The 17,515-nt window shown below is 64.7% G+C and carries 15 protein-coding genes; 11 read left to right on the forward strand and 4 right to left on the reverse strand.

Going from position 1 to position 17,515, the window contains the following annotated elements; translation table 11 throughout:
• Positions 1-156: 156 nt before the first annotated feature.
• From O4220_RS20400 to O4220_RS20440, 9 genes are read left to right on the forward strand one after another with little or no spacing between them, the layout of a single operon-like run.
• Positions 157-1,377, forward strand: a complete 1,221-nt coding sequence (locus O4220_RS20400; RefSeq protein ID WP_269607301.1) for an ABC transporter substrate-binding protein — start codon at positions 157-159, stop codon at positions 1,375-1,377.
• Positions 1,374-2,363, forward strand: coding sequence for a branched-chain amino acid ABC transporter permease (locus tag O4220_RS20405; RefSeq protein WP_269607302.1), 990 nt, complete (start codon positions 1,374-1,376; stop codon positions 2,361-2,363). Before O4220_RS20400 ends, O4220_RS20405 begins: the two co-directional genes overlap by 4 nt.
• Positions 2,360-3,403, forward strand: a complete 1,044-nt coding sequence (locus O4220_RS20410; protein WP_269607303.1) for a branched-chain amino acid ABC transporter permease — start codon at positions 2,360-2,362, stop codon at positions 3,401-3,403. The genes O4220_RS20405 and O4220_RS20410 overlap by 4 nt, the downstream gene beginning before the upstream one ends.
• The gene (locus O4220_RS20415) at positions 3,400-4,122 is read left to right on the forward strand and encodes an ABC transporter ATP-binding protein (protein ID WP_269607304.1); all 723 of its coding nucleotides are present in this window, start codon (positions 3,400-3,402) and stop codon (positions 4,120-4,122) included. Before O4220_RS20410 ends, O4220_RS20415 begins: the two co-directional genes overlap by 4 nt.
• Entirely contained in the window at positions 4,119-4,823 is a 705-nt protein-coding gene (locus O4220_RS20420; protein ID WP_269607305.1) for an ABC transporter ATP-binding protein, read from the forward strand. Before O4220_RS20415 ends, O4220_RS20420 begins: the two co-directional genes overlap by 4 nt.
• A gap of 13 nt (positions 4,824-4,836) precedes the next feature.
• The gene (locus O4220_RS20425) at positions 4,837-5,469 is read left to right on the forward strand and encodes a hydantoin racemase (protein ID WP_269607307.1); all 633 of its coding nucleotides are present in this window, start codon (positions 4,837-4,839) and stop codon (positions 5,467-5,469) included.
• A complete protein-coding gene (locus tag O4220_RS20430; protein WP_269607308.1) occupies positions 5,466-6,839 on the forward strand; it encodes an FAD-binding protein in 1,374 nt (457 codons plus the stop codon). The genes O4220_RS20425 and O4220_RS20430 overlap by 4 nt, the downstream gene beginning before the upstream one ends.
• A 20-nt stretch (positions 6,840-6,859) precedes the next feature.
• Positions 6,860-8,326 (forward strand): dihydroorotase, encoded by a 1,467-nt coding sequence (locus O4220_RS20435; RefSeq protein ID WP_094629347.1) that lies wholly within the window; start codon positions 6,860-6,862, stop codon positions 8,324-8,326.
• Entirely contained in the window at positions 8,323-9,513 is a 1,191-nt protein-coding gene (locus O4220_RS20440) for a CaiB/BaiF CoA transferase family protein (protein WP_269607309.1), read from the forward strand. Before O4220_RS20435 ends, O4220_RS20440 begins: the two co-directional genes overlap by 4 nt.
• Positions 9,514-9,674: 161 nt before the next feature.
• Here the strand turns inward: O4220_RS20440 and O4220_RS20445 are convergent, their stop codons facing one another.
• Together O4220_RS20445 and O4220_RS20450 are read right to left on the reverse strand one after the other, a co-directional pair.
• Positions 9,675-10,598 (reverse strand): ABC transporter substrate-binding protein, encoded by a 924-nt coding sequence (locus O4220_RS20445; RefSeq protein WP_269607310.1) that lies wholly within the window; start codon positions 10,596-10,598, stop codon positions 9,675-9,677.
• A gap of 72 nt (positions 10,599-10,670) precedes the next feature.
• Entirely contained in the window at positions 10,671-12,974 is a 2,304-nt protein-coding gene (locus tag O4220_RS20450; RefSeq protein ID WP_269607311.1) for an excinuclease ABC subunit UvrA, read from the reverse strand.
• A gap of 173 nt (positions 12,975-13,147) precedes the next feature.
• Here O4220_RS20450 and O4220_RS20455 point away from each other — a divergent pair, with 173 nt between their 5' ends.
• Positions 13,148-13,609, forward strand: coding sequence for a hypothetical protein (locus O4220_RS20455; protein WP_269607312.1), 462 nt, complete (start codon positions 13,148-13,150; stop codon positions 13,607-13,609).
• Positions 13,610-13,647: 38 nt separating this feature from the next.
• Here O4220_RS20455 and O4220_RS20460 read toward each other — a convergent pair whose 3' ends face one another.
• Positions 13,648-14,181 carry a DUF2231 domain-containing protein gene (locus O4220_RS20460; protein ID WP_269607313.1) on the reverse strand — a complete coding sequence of 178 codons (534 nt, stop codon included), beginning with the start codon at positions 14,179-14,181 and terminating at the stop codon, positions 13,648-13,650.
• 89 nt (positions 14,182-14,270) lie between these two features.
• Here O4220_RS20460 and O4220_RS20465 point away from each other — a divergent pair, with 89 nt between their 5' ends.
• Positions 14,271-15,767 (forward strand): acyl-CoA synthetase, encoded by a 1,497-nt coding sequence (locus O4220_RS20465; protein ID WP_269607314.1) that lies wholly within the window; start codon positions 14,271-14,273, stop codon positions 15,765-15,767.
• 7 nt (positions 15,768-15,774) lie between these two features.
• On the opposite strand, the gene O4220_RS20470 is transcribed toward O4220_RS20465, so the two are convergent.
• Positions 15,775-17,487, reverse strand: a complete 1,713-nt coding sequence (locus O4220_RS20470) for an HNH endonuclease signature motif containing protein (protein ID WP_269607315.1) — start codon at positions 17,485-17,487, stop codon at positions 15,775-15,777.
• Between the last annotated feature and the right edge of the window lie 28 nt (positions 17,488-17,515).

Below are 17,515 nucleotides of genomic sequence, written 5' to 3' on the forward strand. Positions count from 1 at the left end.
AAGAAATTGACGGAAGAGCCTGTTCTGAGGCCGTGATGCGTGCCATACTCGATTTCAGCGAGATCAATCATCAATCTGATGGTGCGCTCAGCGGAACGGTAGGTTCCGCCCAGTGGTTCGACTCGGCGCCGATGGGCGCGGAAGGCAGACTCAACAATGAAGAAGCTCGTAGGTGTGCTGACAGCCGTTGCAGTCGTGGGTGCAGCAGCGTGTGGTTCCTCCACCGGCTCGGACGACTCCGGCCCCATCAAGATCGGATCGGTTCATCCCACCACCGGAGCTCTGGCAGGTGTGGGCGGATTGATGAACGACGGTGCTGCTCTTGCGGTGGCCGATATCAATGCAGCAGGCGGCATTTCGTCCTTGGACGGTCGGCAGTTGGAGTTGGTGTCGGGTGACAGCCAGGGCAAAGCAGAGGTCGGCCAGAGCGAGGCACAGAGACTGATCGACGATGGCGCGGTGTCGCTCATCGGCACGTACCAGAGTGACGTCACGCAGAACGTCGCTTCGGTCGCCGAGCGATCTCGGGTGCCGCTCGTGATAGACGTGGCCGTCGACGACAAGATCCTCGACCAGGGGTACCAGTACTCGTTCCGTATGCAGCCGAACGCCTCCAGCATGGGAACCGACGGTGCCAAGGCGCTGGCCGCCATCGAGGAGCAGACCGGTCAGGCCATCGACCGAGTCTCCTACCTGCACATCGAGGGATCCTTCGGCGACAGCGTCTTCAACGCATTCGAGGCCGAGGCTGCGAACCAGGGAATCTCGTCGGTGCAGGAAATCACCTATCCCGCAACGAATTTCTCCGACGCCACCACACAGGTCCGTGAGGCGGCGGTGTCCAACCCCGACGTCATCGTCGCCACCGGCTACTACCCGGACGGGCTGTTGATCGCCCGTGCGGTCGAACAGCTGAATTTGAACGTCAAGGGTGTTTACGGAATTGCCAACGGCGCGTTCGACGACAGCTCCTTCCCCAGCGATGCAGGCGCGGCCGGCGACGGCGTGTTGAGCGCCAACTACCACTACGACGCCACCAGTGACCGCGTCACCGACATTCGTTCGCGCTTCGAGGCCCAGTACGGACGCCCGATGGAGACCGCAGCGATGCTGTCCTACCAGGCGGTCGAGGTCATTGCGGCAGGTCTGAACGACGGCGCCTCCAGTGACCCGGAAGATCTGCGCGAGGCCATTTCCGGCGTCTCGATCGCAGACCCTCTCCTTGCCTTCAGCGGACCGATCGAGTTCGACGAGACCGGGCAGAACAAGAACGCGACCGTCATCGTCATGCAGGTGCGCGACGGTGCAGTCGCTCAGGTCTTCCCCGAGGAGTTCGCAACGGACGCACTCGAGTTCCCCGTGGGAGCCGGCCAGTGACGGCCGCTACCTCGACTGCGGAGAAGACGGGAAAGAAGAGTCTCTCCGGGCTGAACCCCGGCATCCCGGTCGCAGCAGCGATCGTCGTCATCATGGCGGTGATCTATCTCGTCGGCGGAAAAGATCAGGGCCTTGTCACACAGTCGGTGGTCTCCGGACTTCTCCTCGGTGGTGTGTACGCACTGATCTCCGTCGGGCTGACGCTCATCTTCGGCGTTCTCGGTATCGTGAACTTCGCCCAGGGTGCGATGCTGACGATGGCGATGTACATCGTGTATGCGCTGTCCACCGCCGGGTTGCCGGTCTACGTCGCAACGCTGCTGGCCGTTCCGGTGATGTTCCTGTTCGGCATGGTCGTCCAGGCAACGCTGCTGACGAAGCTGACCATCAGTGGCAGCCACGACGGCCCGCTACTGGTCACCCTCGGCCTGTCGCTGCTGATCATCAACGTGCTGCTGATGATCTTCGGCGGGCGACCTCAATCGGCACAGGCTCCGATCGACGGTTCTCTCGACGTACTCGGTGCCGTCGCCTCGTGGCCGCGAGTCATCGCGTTCATCGGGGCCGCTCTGGTCGCCGTCGCGCTCACCGCGGTACTGAAACGGACGCCGCTCGGATTGTCCATCCGTGCGGTGGCGTCGAACTCCGAGGGAGCCAAGCTCGTCGGCGTCGACATCGGTCGGGTCTACGCGCTCACCTTCGGTATCGGTGCTGCCTGCGTCGCAGTCGCCGGCGGCTTGATGACGCCGTTCACCAGCCTGACGCCGTCGGTCGGAGAACAGTTCACCATCCTGGCCTTCGTCATCGTCGTCCTGGGCGGACTCGGAAGCGTCGTGGGAGCCATGGTCGGCGGCCTCGTCATCGGCCTCGTGCAGACCGTCGGCGCGCTGTATCTGCCTGGAACAGGCTCGCTGATCCTGGTCTTCGCGGTGTTCGTTCTCGTCCTGTTTCTCAAGCCCGAAGGATTGTACGGAGCGCGCCGATGACAACGACAACAACCGCACCCACCCCGGTGCCCGACGATCCACGGTTGAAGGACACCTGGCTTCGTCGTCAACTGATCACGCTCGCAATCGGATTCGTCGTGGTAGCAGCATTGCCGCTACTGCTCGGTGAGCAGGCGCAGACCGTTGCCGTTCGTACGCTGATCTTCGCCGTGATGGCCGTGGCATGGAACATCATGAGTGGGTTCGGTGGCATGTTCAGTTTCGGCCACGCCGCCTTCTTCGGAATCGGTGCGTACACCGGTGCATATCTGTTGGTCGAGCACGGCATTTCCCCGTGGATCTCGATGGTCGTCGCGGCGATCATCTCGGCGGTGGTGGGAACCCTCATCGCGTATCTGTGCCTGCGTTACCGACTCGCCGGTTCCTACTTCGCGTTGGCGACGTTCGCCTTCGCGCAGATGTTCCTGCTGCTGGTGCAGAACCTCGAAGTCTTCAACAAGACCGAGGGATTCAATGTGCCCATCCTGCCTCGTGATTCGTGGTGGATGCTGCAGTTCGAGAAGGGCAGCCCCAACTACGTCTGGATTCCCCTCGTCATCCTGGCCCTCGCCGTTCTCGGAACCATCTTCTACACCCGCTCGCGGGCCGGGCAGTTCGTCCAAGCCACTCGCGACGACGAAACCGCCGCGGCCTCGCTCGGTATCGACACGATGAAGTATCGGCTGATCGCGGTGGCGGCGAGCTGTGCTCTGACCGCCGTCGCAGGCGTCTACTACACGCAGTACTACTTCTTCGTCGGCCCGGAACAGGCCTTCGGTTCGGCGGTCTCCGTCGAAGCGATCGTCCCGGCCGTCATCGGCGGCATCGGAACGATCTGGGGACCGGTCATCGGTGCTGCGGTGATCGGGCCGCTGTCCGAGTTGATCAACGAGCTGCTGAGAAACCCACCCGCCTTCCTCGAATTCCTGCAGGGAACAATCGGATTGGACGTTGCCGCGTACTCGGTGATTCTGATCGCGATCGTGATCTTCCTGCCCAAGGGAATCTTCGGCACGATCCGTGAGAGGTGGAACCGATGAGCCTGTTGAGCATCGAATCCCTGAGCAAGTCGTTCTCGGGTATCCATGCGGTGCGCGACGTCAGCCTCGATGTGCCCGAGCACGAATTCCTCGGGATCATCGGCCCCAACGGGGCAGGTAAGACGACCTTGTTCTCCCTGCTGTCCGGTGAGCAGCCGCCGACCACCGGCCGAGTGATCTTCGACGGTACCGACATCACCGGTTGGCCGGCCAGCAAGATCGCACGCGCCGGACTGGTTCGTACCTTCCAACTGATGCGCCCCTTCGAGTCGATGTCGGTGTTGGAGAACGTCACCATCGCCGCGTTGTCGAAACGCAAGTCGCGTAGGGATGCTCGGCGTCACGCCCTCGACGTTCTGGACCGCGTGCAATTGTCCGATCAGGTCGGAGGCAAGGTCTCGGCCATGTCGACGGCGGGATTGAAGAGACTCGAACTGGCTCGCGCACTGGCCATGGAGCCGCGCGTTGTGCTCCTCGACGAGGTTCTCGCCGGGCTGGTCCCAGCCGAGCGTGCACCGATGATCGAACTGCTGCGCACAGTGCACCAGGAGGGCCAGACGGTGCTGTTCGTCGAGCACATCATGGCGGCGGTGATGGCCCTGTCCGAGCGTCTGGTAGTCATGCACGAAGGCGCGGTGCTCACCTCGGGTGACCCGCGCACGGTGGTAGCCGACGAGCGTGTCGTCGAGGCATACCTCGGTGAGGAGAAAACAGCATGATGCTCGAAATCGACAACCTGCATGCCGGATACCGTCGTCTGGAGATCCTGCACGGGTTGAACCTCGGGGTCGATCGACACGAGATCGTCTCACTGATCGGCGCGAACGGTGCAGGAAAGACGACAACACTGCGTGCACTGTCCGGCCTGGTGTCCACCTCCGGCGGCAAGATCCTGTTGGACGGCAACGCCATTCACGGAATGCGGGCGGACAGGATCGTCCGAGCGGGGCTCGTGCACGTGGCACAGGACCGAGCGCTGTTCGGCAGCCTCACTGTCGCCGACAACCTCGAGATGGGCGCCTACACCCAGAAGCGCAGCGGTGTGAAGGAATCCCTGGACCAGGTCTACGCACTGTTCCCGATTCTGGCCGAACGACGAGAACAACGGGCCGACACCATGTCCGGTGGTCAGCAGCAGATGCTCGCGATCGGCCGCGCGATGATGTCGAAGCCGCGAGTGCTGACGCTCGACGAACCGTCGGTCGGGCTCGCGCCCAAGCTCGCGGCCCAGGTGCTCGATGCGATCGTTCGAATCCGTGATTCGGGTGTGACCGTGCTGATCGTCGAACAGAATGCCGCGCAGGCACTCGCGATCTCCGATCGCGCATACGTCATCGAGAGCGGGTCGATCGTGTTGACCGGCACCGGATCCGAATTGGCACACGACGAGCGGGTCAAAGCTGCCTACCTCGGTATTTAGGAGTTCACTTCACATGCACCTCTTGGCCTTCACCCCGATCGATGTCGACGCGGCAGAACTGCAGCGGCGGCAGGATCGGTACGACCAGCTCTCTCCCGCAGGGATCAGCGTCGAGCTGCGCAACATCGGGGCCGACGCACCCAGCGCATTGGACACCGAATTCGACATCAGACGATCCGAAGACGTGCTGGCGCTGGCCTTCCGCTCCGTGCACGAGACGGAAGCCGACGGGTTCCTGCCCGACTGCGTGCTCGATCCCTGCGCCGAGGAGTCGGATTCGTTCGCGCGGCCGCTCTACGGCCTGACCCGGCTGACGGCATCGTTCTATGCCTCCCAAGGACACCGGATCGGCGCGCTGGCGAGGAACGACGCCATCGCCGCGGAAATGGACCGCCGACTCGGGTTCTACCGGATCGTCGCCGAGGCCACCGAGGTACTCGGGCTCGGTGTGCACGATATTGCCGACACCGCAGCCTGGGGGAGAGCAGTCTCGGGACACGCGAGCAAGCTCCGGTGCACCATCGCCATCAATGCCTGCTCCGCAGTCGATCTCGTCGATCCACTCTCGTCCCCGCAGGTGGTCGACCCGACCGCCACTGCGCTGAGGCTACTCGGTCTGCGTTCGGAATTGCAGGTCCCCGCATGAGCGAGGACGGCCCCGACCTGGTGGTGGCCGGCGCGGGCGGCGGCCTCGTCGCGGCTCTCCGTGCGGCCGAGCTCGGGCTCGACGTGCTGGTCGTCGAGGCCAGTGCGCACTTCAAGCGGGGCAACAACACTGCGATGTCCACGGCCATGATCCCCGGTGCCGGTTCACGGTGGCAGCGTGCGGCCGGAATCGACGATTCCCCGCAGCAGTTCTTGGACGACGTGTTGCGCAAGACCAAAGGCAGTGCCGATCTGCGGCTGGCGTCCACCCTCGCCGATGTCAGTGCCCCGCTGGTGGAATGGCTCGCAGATCACGTGCAACTACCGCTCACGCTCGTCACCGATTTCGCGTATCCGGGCCATTCACAATTGCGTTGTCACACTGTCGAAGGCCGGCACGGCAGTGGGATGCTCGAGCACCTCGCGCGAGCGGTCGCCGACGAGCCGCGCATCGACATGCTGACACCCGCGCGACTGACCGACGTGTCCGTCGATTCCGACGGGGCCGTCGACGGAGTGACGATCACGATGCCCGACGGCAGCGTCGATGTCGTTCCTACTCGTGCAGTCCTGTTGGCCACCAACGGCTACGGTGCCAACGCGGAGATGGTGGGGGAGCACGTGCCGGAGATTTCCGCTGCCCGCTATCACGGCAGTGAGTACTCCACCGGTGACGCGCTCACCATCGGGCGTCGCCTCGGTGCCGATTCGGCGTACCTCGACGCGTACCAGGGCCACGCGGCACTGTCGAAGCAGGCGACGACGCTCGTCGGGTGGGCAACGGTGATGCACGGCGGCATTGTGCTCGACGGAACCGGCAGGAGGTTCGGCGACGAGACGACCGGATACTCCGAGTATGCCGCCACTCTCGCCGCCAGGCCCGGTTCCGAGGGTTGGGTTGTCATCGACCGCGAGATCTACGACAAGTGCTTGTCGTTCAAAGACTTTCAGCAGACCGTCGACTCGGGTGCCGCAGTGTGGGCCGACGATGCGGAGGGTCTTGCGGCCGCAACAGGGCTCCCACCTGCGGCAGTGGCGGAGGAACTCATCGCTGTGGAAAGGTATGCCTCAGGCGAGGCACCGGACCCGTTCGGCCGCAGCTCTTTCGAGCACACACTCACCGGGCCGTATGCCGCCATCAAGATCGTGCCCGCGTTGTTCCATACGCAGGGCGGCCTCGTCGTCGACGAGAACGCACGTGTTCTTCGCACCGACGGTTCCGCCATCACCGGTCTGTTCGCCTCGGGCGGTGCCGCGATGGGAATCTCCGGCCACGGTGCTGCCGGGTATCTCGCGGGGAACGGACTGCTCCCGGCACTCGGACTGGCGTACCTCGCGGCAAGCTCACTCCGAACAACTGAACTCTTGTGAAAAAATTCGAAAGGACCATCATGTCAACGCTGTTGATCACCAATGCGCGCGTAGTTCGGCCAGGATCCGACGCACCCGACGAGGGTGAGTTTCTGGATCTGCTGATCGAAGACGGCAAGTTCACCCGTATCGAGGCGAACATCGATGCAGGATCCGCGGAGACCGTCATCGACGCTGCCGGCAAGGTCGCATTCCCCGGTGTGGTCGACGCACACCAGCATTGGGGCATCTACAATTCGCTCGGCGACGATGCCGAGACCGAGTCGCGGGCGTGTGTCCAGGGCGGCGTGACCACCTCACTGTCGTACATGCGGACCGGCCAGTACTACATGAACACCGGTGGTTCCTACGCCGACGTGTTCCCGAAGGTTCTCGACGCCACCGAGGGACGCCCGTACGTGGACTACGCGTACCACCTCGCGCCGATGTCCAAAGAACACATCGACGAAATCCCCTCGCTGATTGCCGATCACGGCGTTACCTCGTTCAAGATCTTCATGTTCTACGGCAGCCACGGGCTCCACGGGCGGTCGACCGATCAGAGCGAATTCCTGATGACCCCGGAGGGCGAGCGCTACGACCTGGCGCACTTCGAGTTCGTGATGCGCGGCATCCAGGCTGCCCGAGAGCAGATGGGCGACAAAGCCGATCACATCTCGCTGTCGCTGCACTGCGAGACCGCCGAGATCATGAGCGCGTACACGAAGATCGTCGAAGAGGAAGGCACCCTCGAGGGCCTGGCTGCATACAGTGCGTCGCGGCCGCCGCACTCCGAGGGCCTCGCCGTCACCATCGCGTCGTTCCTCGCGGACGAGACGCAGCTGCCGAACATCAACCTGCTGCACCTGTCCTCGCGCAAGGCGCTGACTGCGGCGATGCGGATGGCAAAGGCGTTCCCGCACGTCAATTTCCGCCGTGAGGTCACCATCGGGCACCTGTTGGCCGATATCGACACCGCATACGGCCTCGGCGGCAAGGTCAACCCGCCGCTGCGTCCGCGTGACGACGTCGAAGCGCTGTGGGAGCACCTACTCGCAGGTGACATCGATTGGGTCGTCAGCGATCACGCGTGCTGCAAGGACGAGAAGAAGTTCGCCGAGGACCGCGGCGACATCTTCGCCGCCAAGTCCGGCTTCGGGGGTGCCGAGTACCTGCTCCCGGGACTGGTCAGCGAAGGACGCAAGCGCGGCCTGAGCTGGCGGCGTATCGCCGAGCTCACCTCGCTCAACCCGGCCCGGCGCTACGGCCTACCGGGTAAGGGAGACATCGCCGTCGGGATGGACGCAGACATCGCCCTGATCGACCCGGACCACACCTGGACCGTCCGTCCGGAGGATTCCGAGTCGGCGCAGGAGTACACACCGTTCGAGGGATTCGAGCTCGGTGCCAAGGTGACCGATACGTTCGTCCGTGGTCAGCGGGTACTCGCCGACGGTGCCGTCGCCGGCGCTCCCGCCGGCCGCTACCTGCACCGCCCGTACCTGTGACGGGGCCACTGGAGGGCATCAAGGTACTCGACATCTCGACGATCCTCGCCGGCCCCCTCGTCGCGCAGATCCTCGGCGACTTCGGGGCAGAGGTCATCAAGATCGAGCACCCCACCAAGCCCGACGGTATGCGCGGGCATGGCTTGGACAAGGACGGTCACCCTCTGTGGTGGACGATGATCGGGCGGAACAAGCGCACGGTCACCCTCGATCTCGGAAACTCCCAAGGCGGAGCCATATTCCGACGCCTCGCCGCAGAAGCCGACGTGGTCGTCGAGAACTTCAGGCCGGGAACCCTCGAACGCTGGGGACTGGGATACGACGTTCTCTCCGAGCTCAACCCTGGTCTGATCCTGTTGCGTGTCACCGGCTTCGGCCAGACCGGACCGTACGCGACCAGGCCGGCCTTCGGAACGCTTGTCGAATCGATGAGTGGTTTCGCGCACCTGACCGGCGAAGCCGATGGGCCGCCGACGCTTCCGGCGTTCGGCTTGGCGGATTCCCTTGCCGGGATCGCGGGCTCGTCGGCCGTGTCGATGGCTCTACTGCACCGCACCAACAACGGCGGCAAGGGGCAGCAGATCGACCTGGATCTGTTGAGCCCCATCATGGCTGCGGTCGGGCCGGGCGTCATCTACGCCGATCAATTGGGCATCGATCAGGAGCGGACCGGGAACCGGTCGAGCAACAACGCGCCCCGCAACCTGTACAAGACCGCAGACGGGCATTGGTTGGCGATCTCCACGAGCGCCAACTCGATAGCCGAACGCGTGCTGGTACTGGTGGGTCACCCCGAGGTGCTGGACGAACCGTGGTTCGCCACCGGTCGTCAGCGCGCCGCCCACGCCGACCTTCTGGACGAGTACGTCGGCGGCTGGATTGCCGAGCGGACCAAGGACGTGGTGATCGACGAGTTCGAGAAAGCCGGCGCGGCAGTCGCTCCCGTTTACAAGCCGAGCGACCTGTTGTCCGATCCTCAAGTCAACGCCATCGAGATGGTGACGACCGTCGAGGACGACGACCTCGGCCCGGTCCGGATGCAGAACGTCATGTGGCGGATGGGTGGTAGCCCCGGCCGAATCCGCTACACCGGCCGCAAACACGGTGCCGACACCGATGAAGTGCTCACCGAAATCGGATGCAGCGCCGGTGAGATCGAGGCCATGCACCGCGACAGCGTCGTCTAGGGCTGGTTCGTCGTTCGACGACAGTCCCTCTCTGTAGTGCTCGGAAGTTCGGCTGCAGGAGGGACTGTCGGCCTCGATCGGTACGTCGCAGGACAGAGCACGCCGGTCGTGGGTTTTGAGCTACCCGCGAGAGTTACCGGGATTCACGCAGGCGGCGGGATTCACGCAGGAATTTGTTGCACCACGGCGGCAACAGCCTCCACCTGGTCCGCGATGCGAGGACCCCATCGACTCGACAGATCCTCGTCCATCGGGAAGACCCGGCCGTCCCGGACGGCGGGCATCGATCCCCAGCCCGGCCGAGCCGCGACGGATTGGGCTGTCACTCCGCAGCATTGGGCGTCGGCGAGAAAGATCACGTCGGGGTCCGCGGTGATCACCGTCTCGGCGGACAGCTGCGGGTAGTCGCCTGCATCGGAGCCGTCGGCGATGCTCTGCATACCGAACAAGCCGTAGATCTGGCCGACGAAGCTCTTGCTGGACACCGTGTACAGCGTGTCGTCGAGTTCGTGAAAATACTTCAGCGGCTCTTCACGCGTTGGCACGCTCGCGACGGCGGCGTCGATCCGGTCACGCATCTGTGCGACCACCGCGTCGCCTTCGGCGTCGTGCCCGGTCGCGTCGGCCACTTGTTCGATCTGCGAGTACGCGTCGTCGAGGCTCGTCGCGGCCGGCAATAACAGCGTCGGGACCCCCGCCTTGGCCAGAGTAGATGTCACGATGCCCAAGTCGGTGGAGGTGATCACCAGATCTGGGTCGTACGCAATGATCGCCTCGAGGCTCGGCGTGAATGCCGACAGGCCGGTCTTGGGCGCGTCGGCCGGATAGTCCGACTGATCGTCGACGGCCGCAACCTGCTCACCCGCGCCGACGGCGAACAGGGTCTCCGTTGCCGTCGGGCTGAGCGAAACGATCGTGCGGGGCATCGCGTCGATAGTGACGGTCCCGCCGTCCGAGCCGGACGCGATCGACTTCGGAAACTCCCCGCTCGGCGCAGCAGAGGAGGTGGCGGTCGGTGCGTCCGTAGTCGCGCTGCCGCACCCGGCTGCAACGAGCGCGACGACCGCGAACCCTGCTGAGATCATTCGTGCCGATCGACGCTGCACTGCTACTCCTGTGTCCGATGTCCTGGAGGGTCAACACTATCGGGTCCTCGGTCACCGTCCCAGGCTGCGCGCCAGGTACCTCCCGGTGTGGGTGTCCGAGGCGAGCAGTCCGCCCACCGGTCCGGTGAACGTGATCAGGCCGCCGTTGTGCCCGCCGTCGGGACCGAGGTCGATCACCCAATCGGCGGCGGCGACGACGTCCAGGTTGTGTTCGATGACGATGACCGATCTGCCCTCGTCGACCATCCCGGACAAAAGCGCGATCAAATTCGACACGTCCGACGGGTGCAGGCCGGTCGTCGGTTCGTCGAGCACCAGCACCGGTGATGATCCGACCAGTTCGGTGGCGAGCTTGAGCCGCTGGCGCTCGCCACCGGACAACGACGACAGGTTCTGGCCGAGTGAGAGGTAGCCGAGTCCGACGTCCCGGCACCGCCGCAGAATGTCGCGGATCTTCTTGACGTCGAAGAAGTCCTGCGCGTCCTCGACGGACATCTCGAAGATGTCGGCGATGCTGACGCCGTCGACGGTGTGCCGGATCGCGCCCGACCTAAACCGCCTGCCCTGGCACGTCTCGCACGTGCTCGTCACCGGGTCGGTGAACCCGAGATCGGTGAAGATCACGCCACTGCCCTGGCAGTCGGGGCAGGCACCGTCGGAGTTGGGTGAGAACAGCGAGGGCGGCTGGCCGGTCTTCTTGGCGAAGTACGCGCGGATCGGGTCGAGTAGACCTGTGTAGGTCGCGGGGGAGGAGCGGCGCGAACCGCGGATGGGGGCCTGGTCGATGATCACGGCGTCCGGTGCCGCCTCGCGGAGGTGTCCGTGGATGAGAGATGACTTGCCGGAACCGGCGACCCCGGTGACGGCGGTCAGCACGCCCAGCGGAACGTCGACGCTGACGCCCTGCAGATTGTGGGTGTTTGCTCCGGTGATACTCAGCCAGCCCGAAGGTGTACGGGGAGTGCGTAATTCGACGTCCTCACGCCGCAGAGCGGCACCGGTCCGGGTATCGGCATCACGCAGCTCTTCGTAGGTGCCCTCGAACACGACTGTGCCGCCGGATTTTCCGGCACCGGGCCCGATCTCGACGATGCGGTCCGCGATGGCCATCACCTCGGGGTCGTGCTCGACGACGAGGACTGTGTTGCCCTTGTCGCGCAGGGCGAGCAGCATGTCGTCGAGGCGGTGCACGTCGCGAGGATGCAACCCGGTGGTCGGCTCGTCGAAAACGTAGAGCATGTCGTTGAGCGTGGCTCCCAGGTGCCGCACCATCTTGATGCGCTGAGATTCACCACCGGAGAGCGACGACGTAGCGCGGTCGAGGCTGAGGTACCCGAGCCCGAGGTCGACGAGTCTGCGTAGTTGCGTGACGATTTCGTTGGTGAAGGTGCCCAAGCCCTTGATCTGCCAGCCGTCGATCCGGTCGGCGAGTTCGGATACCTGCATGGCGAATGCGTCGGGCAGCGACAGCCCTTCGAGAGTGGCACCGCGGATGGTCTCGTTGTATCGGGAGCCGCCGCAGGCCTCGCAGGTGCCGCGCGTGACGATGCGCTCGAATGCCAGCTTGGACTTTCCCTTGAGCGCATCGGCGTCCTTCGCCAGGTAGCTGCGCCGGAAACGAGAGACGATGCCCTCGTAACTCTTCATCACGGCGTCGGGGTTCGTCACCTCGACCTCGCCGGGCTTGGCGTCGAAGAAAATATGGCGCTCTCGGGCCGAGTACTGCTCGATCGGGACGTCGAGATCGAACAGACCCGAGTCGGCGAACACCCGGTACGGCCATTTGCCGACCTCGAAGTCCGGATGCTTGAACGGCCCTTCTCGCAAGGACTTCGACTCGTCCACCAGTTCGCCGAGGTCGACGACCTTTGCTTCGCCGAGCCCCTCGCACTCGGGGCACATTCCGGCGGGGTCGTTGAACGAGAACGCGTTGGCGTACCCGATCGACGGCGTGACGCCGCGGGACCACAGCATGCGAAGCCAGTCCCCGATGTCGGTGATCGTGCCGACCGTCGAACGCGGGCCACCGAAGAGTCGCTTCTGATCGACGATGACGACGGCCGACAGGTTGGCGATCAGGTCTGCGTCGGGCCGGCCGTAGGACGGAAGAAACGTCTGCGCGAACGCGGTGAACGTTGAGTTGATCTGCCGCTGGGCCTCGGCTGCGATGGTGTCGAAGACGAGCGACGACTTGCCCGACCCGGAGACGCCGGCGAACACGATCAGCGAACGTTTGGGCAGGTCGAGGGTGACATCACGAAGATTGTTCTCGCGGGCACCGCGAACGATGATGGTGGACAGTTCTTCGGCGGGTGTCGATGGTTCGGTCGAGATCGTCGGCTGGGCTGGAGTCATTGCGCGGGAGTCGCCTTTCGCCGCCCCCGGCGCTGGTTCGCCCGGGGCCGACGCAGTCTACCGTACGGCGTACGGAAACGCTCGGAGAGAGACCGCCGTAACAGACTTACCGGTCCGGCGATCTCTCATGGGCACCGGTTGCATCAGGCTGTCGGTCGTGTCGAAAGGTCTTCATGACGAGCAATAGTCGTTTCCGCGTGCGATCGGCCATCGTTCTCGCCCTTCCTGTGTTCGTCCTCGCTGGCTGCGGATCTACGGACTCCGCCGAACCCGAGGTTCGAACCGAAGTGCGGACAGTGACCGTGGAGGCGACCGCGACCCCAGCCACGACCGCGCCGACATCTATCGAGAGGATTGTCCTTCCGGACACCACCGCGCCCGAACCACCCGCCGCGGAGCCCGTCCTCGTCGCCATGCCTCCGGTCGTGTGTATGAATCTGCAGAGTGCTCAGAATGCAATTCAGGCAGCAGGGGTCTTCTACTCCCGGAGCGTCGACGCGTCCGGTGCGAGCCGAATGCAGGTCAACGACTCGAACTGGATTGTCGTAGCGCAGGATCCGCCCGCAGGGACTCTCATCGGTGAGGGGGATGCGCTGCTGTCCGCGGTGAAGGTCGGTGAGCCGAACAATTGCTGACAGACTGCGGGCACCCGACGGTGTCGGAGCCGCGCGGATCACATGTCGTGCTTGCTGGTCAGGGCAGATTCCTCCCCGGTGGAGCTGTAGGCGAGGTGACCTCCGATGAGTCCACCCACGCTGGCAGAAGCGAGACCAGCCGCGGCGAGCGCTTTGGCAACACCGTCGGTGTGCTTGCGGCGTCGTAGGTAGGAACCGAGGAACAGGAATACTCCGGTCGCGTTCGAGGCGGCGTGGATCATCCCTACGCGGCGCTGACGAGTGTTCATCGTCGACCAGTCGGCCCAGCCGGTGGCGATGGCCGCCGGTGCTGACGCCAGCCCGACGGAGATGACCAGTTTGCTCGCCCGGGACTGGTGATTCATCAGGTCGAGGACCACTGCGCTCGTCCAGCTGCCGATGGTGACGTTGACCAGCGCTGGGTGGATGGGGTGCCCGATCCACCGGCCGCGGAGCGCAGAACCGACGGCGGTGTCGTCGAGTGCGGGCGCGAGAACTCCGTTGATCGCGTTGCTGGGCCCGTCGAGGAAGGAGGCTGATTCCAGGCTGTCGAGTGCTTGTTTGACTGTCATACCTTCCCGCATGCCCCACTTGTGCTGCGCGAACCGTAAGGGCAGCCAAACACGGGACGAGATGCTTGGACGTCCTATAACGTCGGGTGATGAGCAGCGGAACACGAGTGAACACCGTCGACGGCGTCCTGCGACGGTCGGCAGCGAAATTCCCCGACCGTCTCGCCGTGACGTTCGAGGGACGTAATCACACCTACAGCGAACTCGATACCGCTGTCACCCGCGCCGCGCGTCGGCTGCGTGCGTTGGGTTTGGAGAAAGGTGACCGTGTGGCGGCGTACGGCGTCAACTCGGACGCGTACGTCGTTGCGTTTCTCGCTTGTGCGCGAGCCGGATTGGTGCACGTTCCGATCAACTACGCGCTCGTGGGCGAGGAATTGCAGTACTTGCTCCAGCAGTCGGGCTCCCGCGCGGTGCTGGTCGACCCAGCCTTGGCTGCCACCCTCGACTCGGTTCGCGGAAAGCTGACTATCGAGCACGTGGTCTCCCTTCCCGACGTACTGGGCACAGATGGCGACGGCTCCGAACTCGAACCCGCCGCCGATTCGACCGACCTCGCTCAGTTGCTCTACACCTCCGGAACGACGTCGAAACCCAAGGGCGCGATGATGTCTCACGGCGCGCTGGTTGCGGAGTACGTCTCGTGTGTCATCGCGCTCGGGTTCACTCAGGGCGACGATCCGCTGCTCGTGATGCCGATGTACCACTCGGCGGGGATGCACGTGTTCATGCTGCCCTACCTGTCTGTGGGTGCCACGGTGCGACTGATGCGTAAGCCCGACGTTCCGGAGATCCTGCGCCGCATCGAAGAAGAGAAGATCAGGTCACTGTTCCTGGCCCCGACGGTGTGGGTTCCGTTGGCCAATCACCCCGACCTGGAGACGCGCGATCTATCGTCGTTGAAGAAAGCGCAGTACGGGTCGTCGATCATGCCGGTCACCGTCCTCACTCGGCTACGCGAGCGGTACCCGGACATCGAGTTCTACAACTGCTTCGGCCAGTCCGAAATTGGGCCGCTGGCAACGGTATTGCAACCTGATGAGCACGAGGCGAGGCCGGCGTCGTGCGGCCGCGCGGTGTTCTTCGTCGAGACCCGCGTCGTCGACGCCGACGGCAGCGATGTGCCGGACGGCGAGCCCGGTGAGATCCTCTACCGTTCCCCTCAGTTGTGCGACGGTTACTGGGACAAGCCGGAGGCGACGGCAGATGCGTTCTCGGACGGGTGGTTTCATTCCGGCGACCTGGTGACCCGCGATGCCGAGGGGTTCATCACCGTCGTCGATCGGATCAAGGACGTGATCAATACCGGCGGCATTCTCGTCGCGTCACGCGAGGTCGAGGATGCGATCTACACCCATTCGGCGGTTGCCGAGGTCGCGGTGATCGGGACCCCGGACGACCGGTGGATCGAGGCGGTGACGGCTGTCGTCGTCCTGAAGGACGGGCAGCAGTTGTCGGCGGAGGCGTTGATCGACCACGTCAAAGGCCGGATTGCGCCGTTCAAGGTGCCGAAGACAGTCACGTTCGTCGACGAGTTACCGCGCAACCAGAGCGGGAAGCTGCTCAAGCGAGAGTTGCGCGGTTGACCTGTTCTCAGGCTGCCCGCCGTTTTCGCCGGTGGTAGCTGTGTATGGGTTGTCTCGAGGGGGCGATGGATTGGGGTGGGATGGCGTACGGGTGTCCGTCGTCGCCCATGATCAGTTGCCAGTCGCCGTGGTGGACGAGGCGGTGGCATTCCCCGCACACCAACGCGAGGTTGTTCAGATCGGTTGCGCCGCCGTCTTCCCAGAACTTCACGTGGTGGGCCTGGCACCACTGCGCGGGGCGGCCACACATCACGCAGCAGGTATCGCTGATGGTCAGGGCGATGCGTTGGTCGTCGCTGGCGAGTCTGGTGGTGCGTCCGAGCGCGAGTGGGACGCCGTGGTTGTCGACGATGACGGGGGTCAGGTCGGCGTCGCAGGTGAGAAGCTCGGCGAGGGAGCGACTGATCGGGCCGGTCCAGTCGAGGTGGAACGGCCAGTCGGCGTCGCCCGGCTCGGGCGCAGACTTCTGCCCGGCACCACCACCACCGGCAGTATCGCTACCGGCTGCTGCTCCGCGGCGAGCAGCGGCGTCGCCCGGCTCGGGCGCAGACCTCTGCCCGGCACCACCACCGGTTGGTGCTCCGCCGCGAGCGTCCGTATCGCCTCGGGCAGCGCCATCGGGACGCGCGCCAGTGCCACCGGTGCTGTCGTCGTCTTCGTGACGCGCAGAGTCGCCGCCGGAATCGACGCCGTGGCGGTCGGCACCGCCGCTCGAAGCGCTCTCGGCGACTGCACCGGTTCCCGCCGAATCCGTTGTTGCGCTTCCTGGTTGCTCCTTGCCGCCGTCGGCGAGCAAGTCTCGTAGCGGAACGATCAGGTGCACCGACGCCCGCGACCCGCCCGCCGTCCCGCGGCTGCTGCCGCGTAGGTGTCGGTCGAGGATCTGATCGAGTGCATCGGCGCGGCGCTTCGACGGGCTGCGTGGGTCGCGTACGCCACCGGGACCTGGCCGCGGTGCCGTCAACTGCGACAGGGCGGTGAGAAGTTTCTCGGCCAATAGTCGGTCGACGTCGCCACCGACCTGGTAGCGGCCGTTGGCCAGAGCATGCATGTCGAATCGGTTCAGGTCCGGGTTCTCCGACACCGGTCGCGGTGCGGGAGTCGGCGGAACAGGCTCGGGTGCAGGCGGTTCCGGATCGGGCAGCCTGCCGCTCGAAGTCGCTGAAAGATCGCTTTGACCCGCCTGATCCCGTCGTTCCTGTTCCTGCCGTTCTTGGTCGCGTCGTTCCTTCTCCGCCTTCTCGTGACGAGCCCGAGCATCGTCGGCCGCGGAATGCGCCAAGGCTTGCGCACGCGAGGTGACCTGACCGGCGGTGCTGCGGAGCGCAGTCTCGAGGAGTTCGGCGACGACGGCCGCGCGTCGATCCTCGCCCAACGTCGGGTCGGCCACCAGCACGACGTCGTAACCCTCGGCGATCGCCGACGCGTGTGCGGCGTGAATCTCACCGCAGGCAAGGGCGTCGAGCACGGTGTGATGGTCGCGCAGCCAGTATCCCAGTGCGTTCTGGCGGGCGGCCGATCCGTCGGTGATCCGGACCGATCGGGCGTACCAGCGGGTGACGGACGAGTGCCCGAGTTTCATCGCCAAGCCGCGTCGGTCGATCTCGGCGAGCAGAGTCAATCTGGTTGCAGCGAGCGCGTTTTCGAGGGAGGCCACGTCAGCGAGCTCGGAGACCAATTCCTGGTTCCCGAGCTCGAACACATCCCCCCATGTCTTCACACCACGAAAGCTATACCCACCCACCGAC

Origin of the sequence: Rhodococcus ruber (genome assembly GCF_027270735.1) — a bacterium.
In the GTDB taxonomy this organism is placed as follows: domain Bacteria; phylum Actinomycetota; class Actinomycetes; order Mycobacteriales; family Mycobacteriaceae; genus Rhodococcoides; species Rhodococcoides rubrum_A.

Excerpts from the sequence above, each read along its gene's own strand:
- O4220_RS20400 (WP_269607301.1), top strand. The coding sequence starts at position 157 with ATGAAGAAGCTCGTAGGTGTGCTGACAGCCGTTGCAGTCGTGGGTGCA.
- O4220_RS20410 (WP_269607303.1), top strand. The coding sequence starts at position 2,360 with ATGACAACGACAACAACCGCACCCACCCCGGTGCCCGACGATCCACGG.
- O4220_RS20415 (WP_269607304.1), top strand. The coding sequence starts at position 3,400 with ATGAGCCTGTTGAGCATCGAATCCCTGAGCAAGTCGTTCTCGGGTATC.
- O4220_RS20420 (WP_269607305.1), top strand. The coding sequence starts at position 4,119 with ATGATGCTCGAAATCGACAACCTGCATGCCGGATACCGTCGTCTGGAG.
- O4220_RS20425 (WP_269607307.1), top strand. The coding sequence starts at position 4,837 with ATGCACCTCTTGGCCTTCACCCCGATCGATGTCGACGCGGCAGAACTG.
- O4220_RS20430 (WP_269607308.1), top strand. The coding sequence starts at position 5,466 with ATGAGCGAGGACGGCCCCGACCTGGTGGTGGCCGGCGCGGGCGGCGGC.
- O4220_RS20435 (WP_094629347.1), top strand. The coding sequence starts at position 6,860 with ATGTCAACGCTGTTGATCACCAATGCGCGCGTAGTTCGGCCAGGATCC.
- O4220_RS20445 (WP_269607310.1), bottom strand. The coding sequence starts at position 10,598 with ATGATCTCAGCAGGGTTCGCGGTCGTCGCGCTCGTTGCAGCCGGGTGC.
- O4220_RS20450 (WP_269607311.1), bottom strand. The coding sequence starts at position 12,974 with ATGACTCCAGCCCAGCCGACGATCTCGACCGAACCATCGACACCCGCC.
- O4220_RS20455 (WP_269607312.1), top strand. The coding sequence starts at position 13,148 with ATGACGAGCAATAGTCGTTTCCGCGTGCGATCGGCCATCGTTCTCGCC.
- O4220_RS20460 (WP_269607313.1), bottom strand. The coding sequence starts at position 14,181 with ATGACAGTCAAACAAGCACTCGACAGCCTGGAATCAGCCTCCTTCCTC.
- O4220_RS20465 (WP_269607314.1), top strand. The coding sequence starts at position 14,271 with ATGAGCAGCGGAACACGAGTGAACACCGTCGACGGCGTCCTGCGACGG.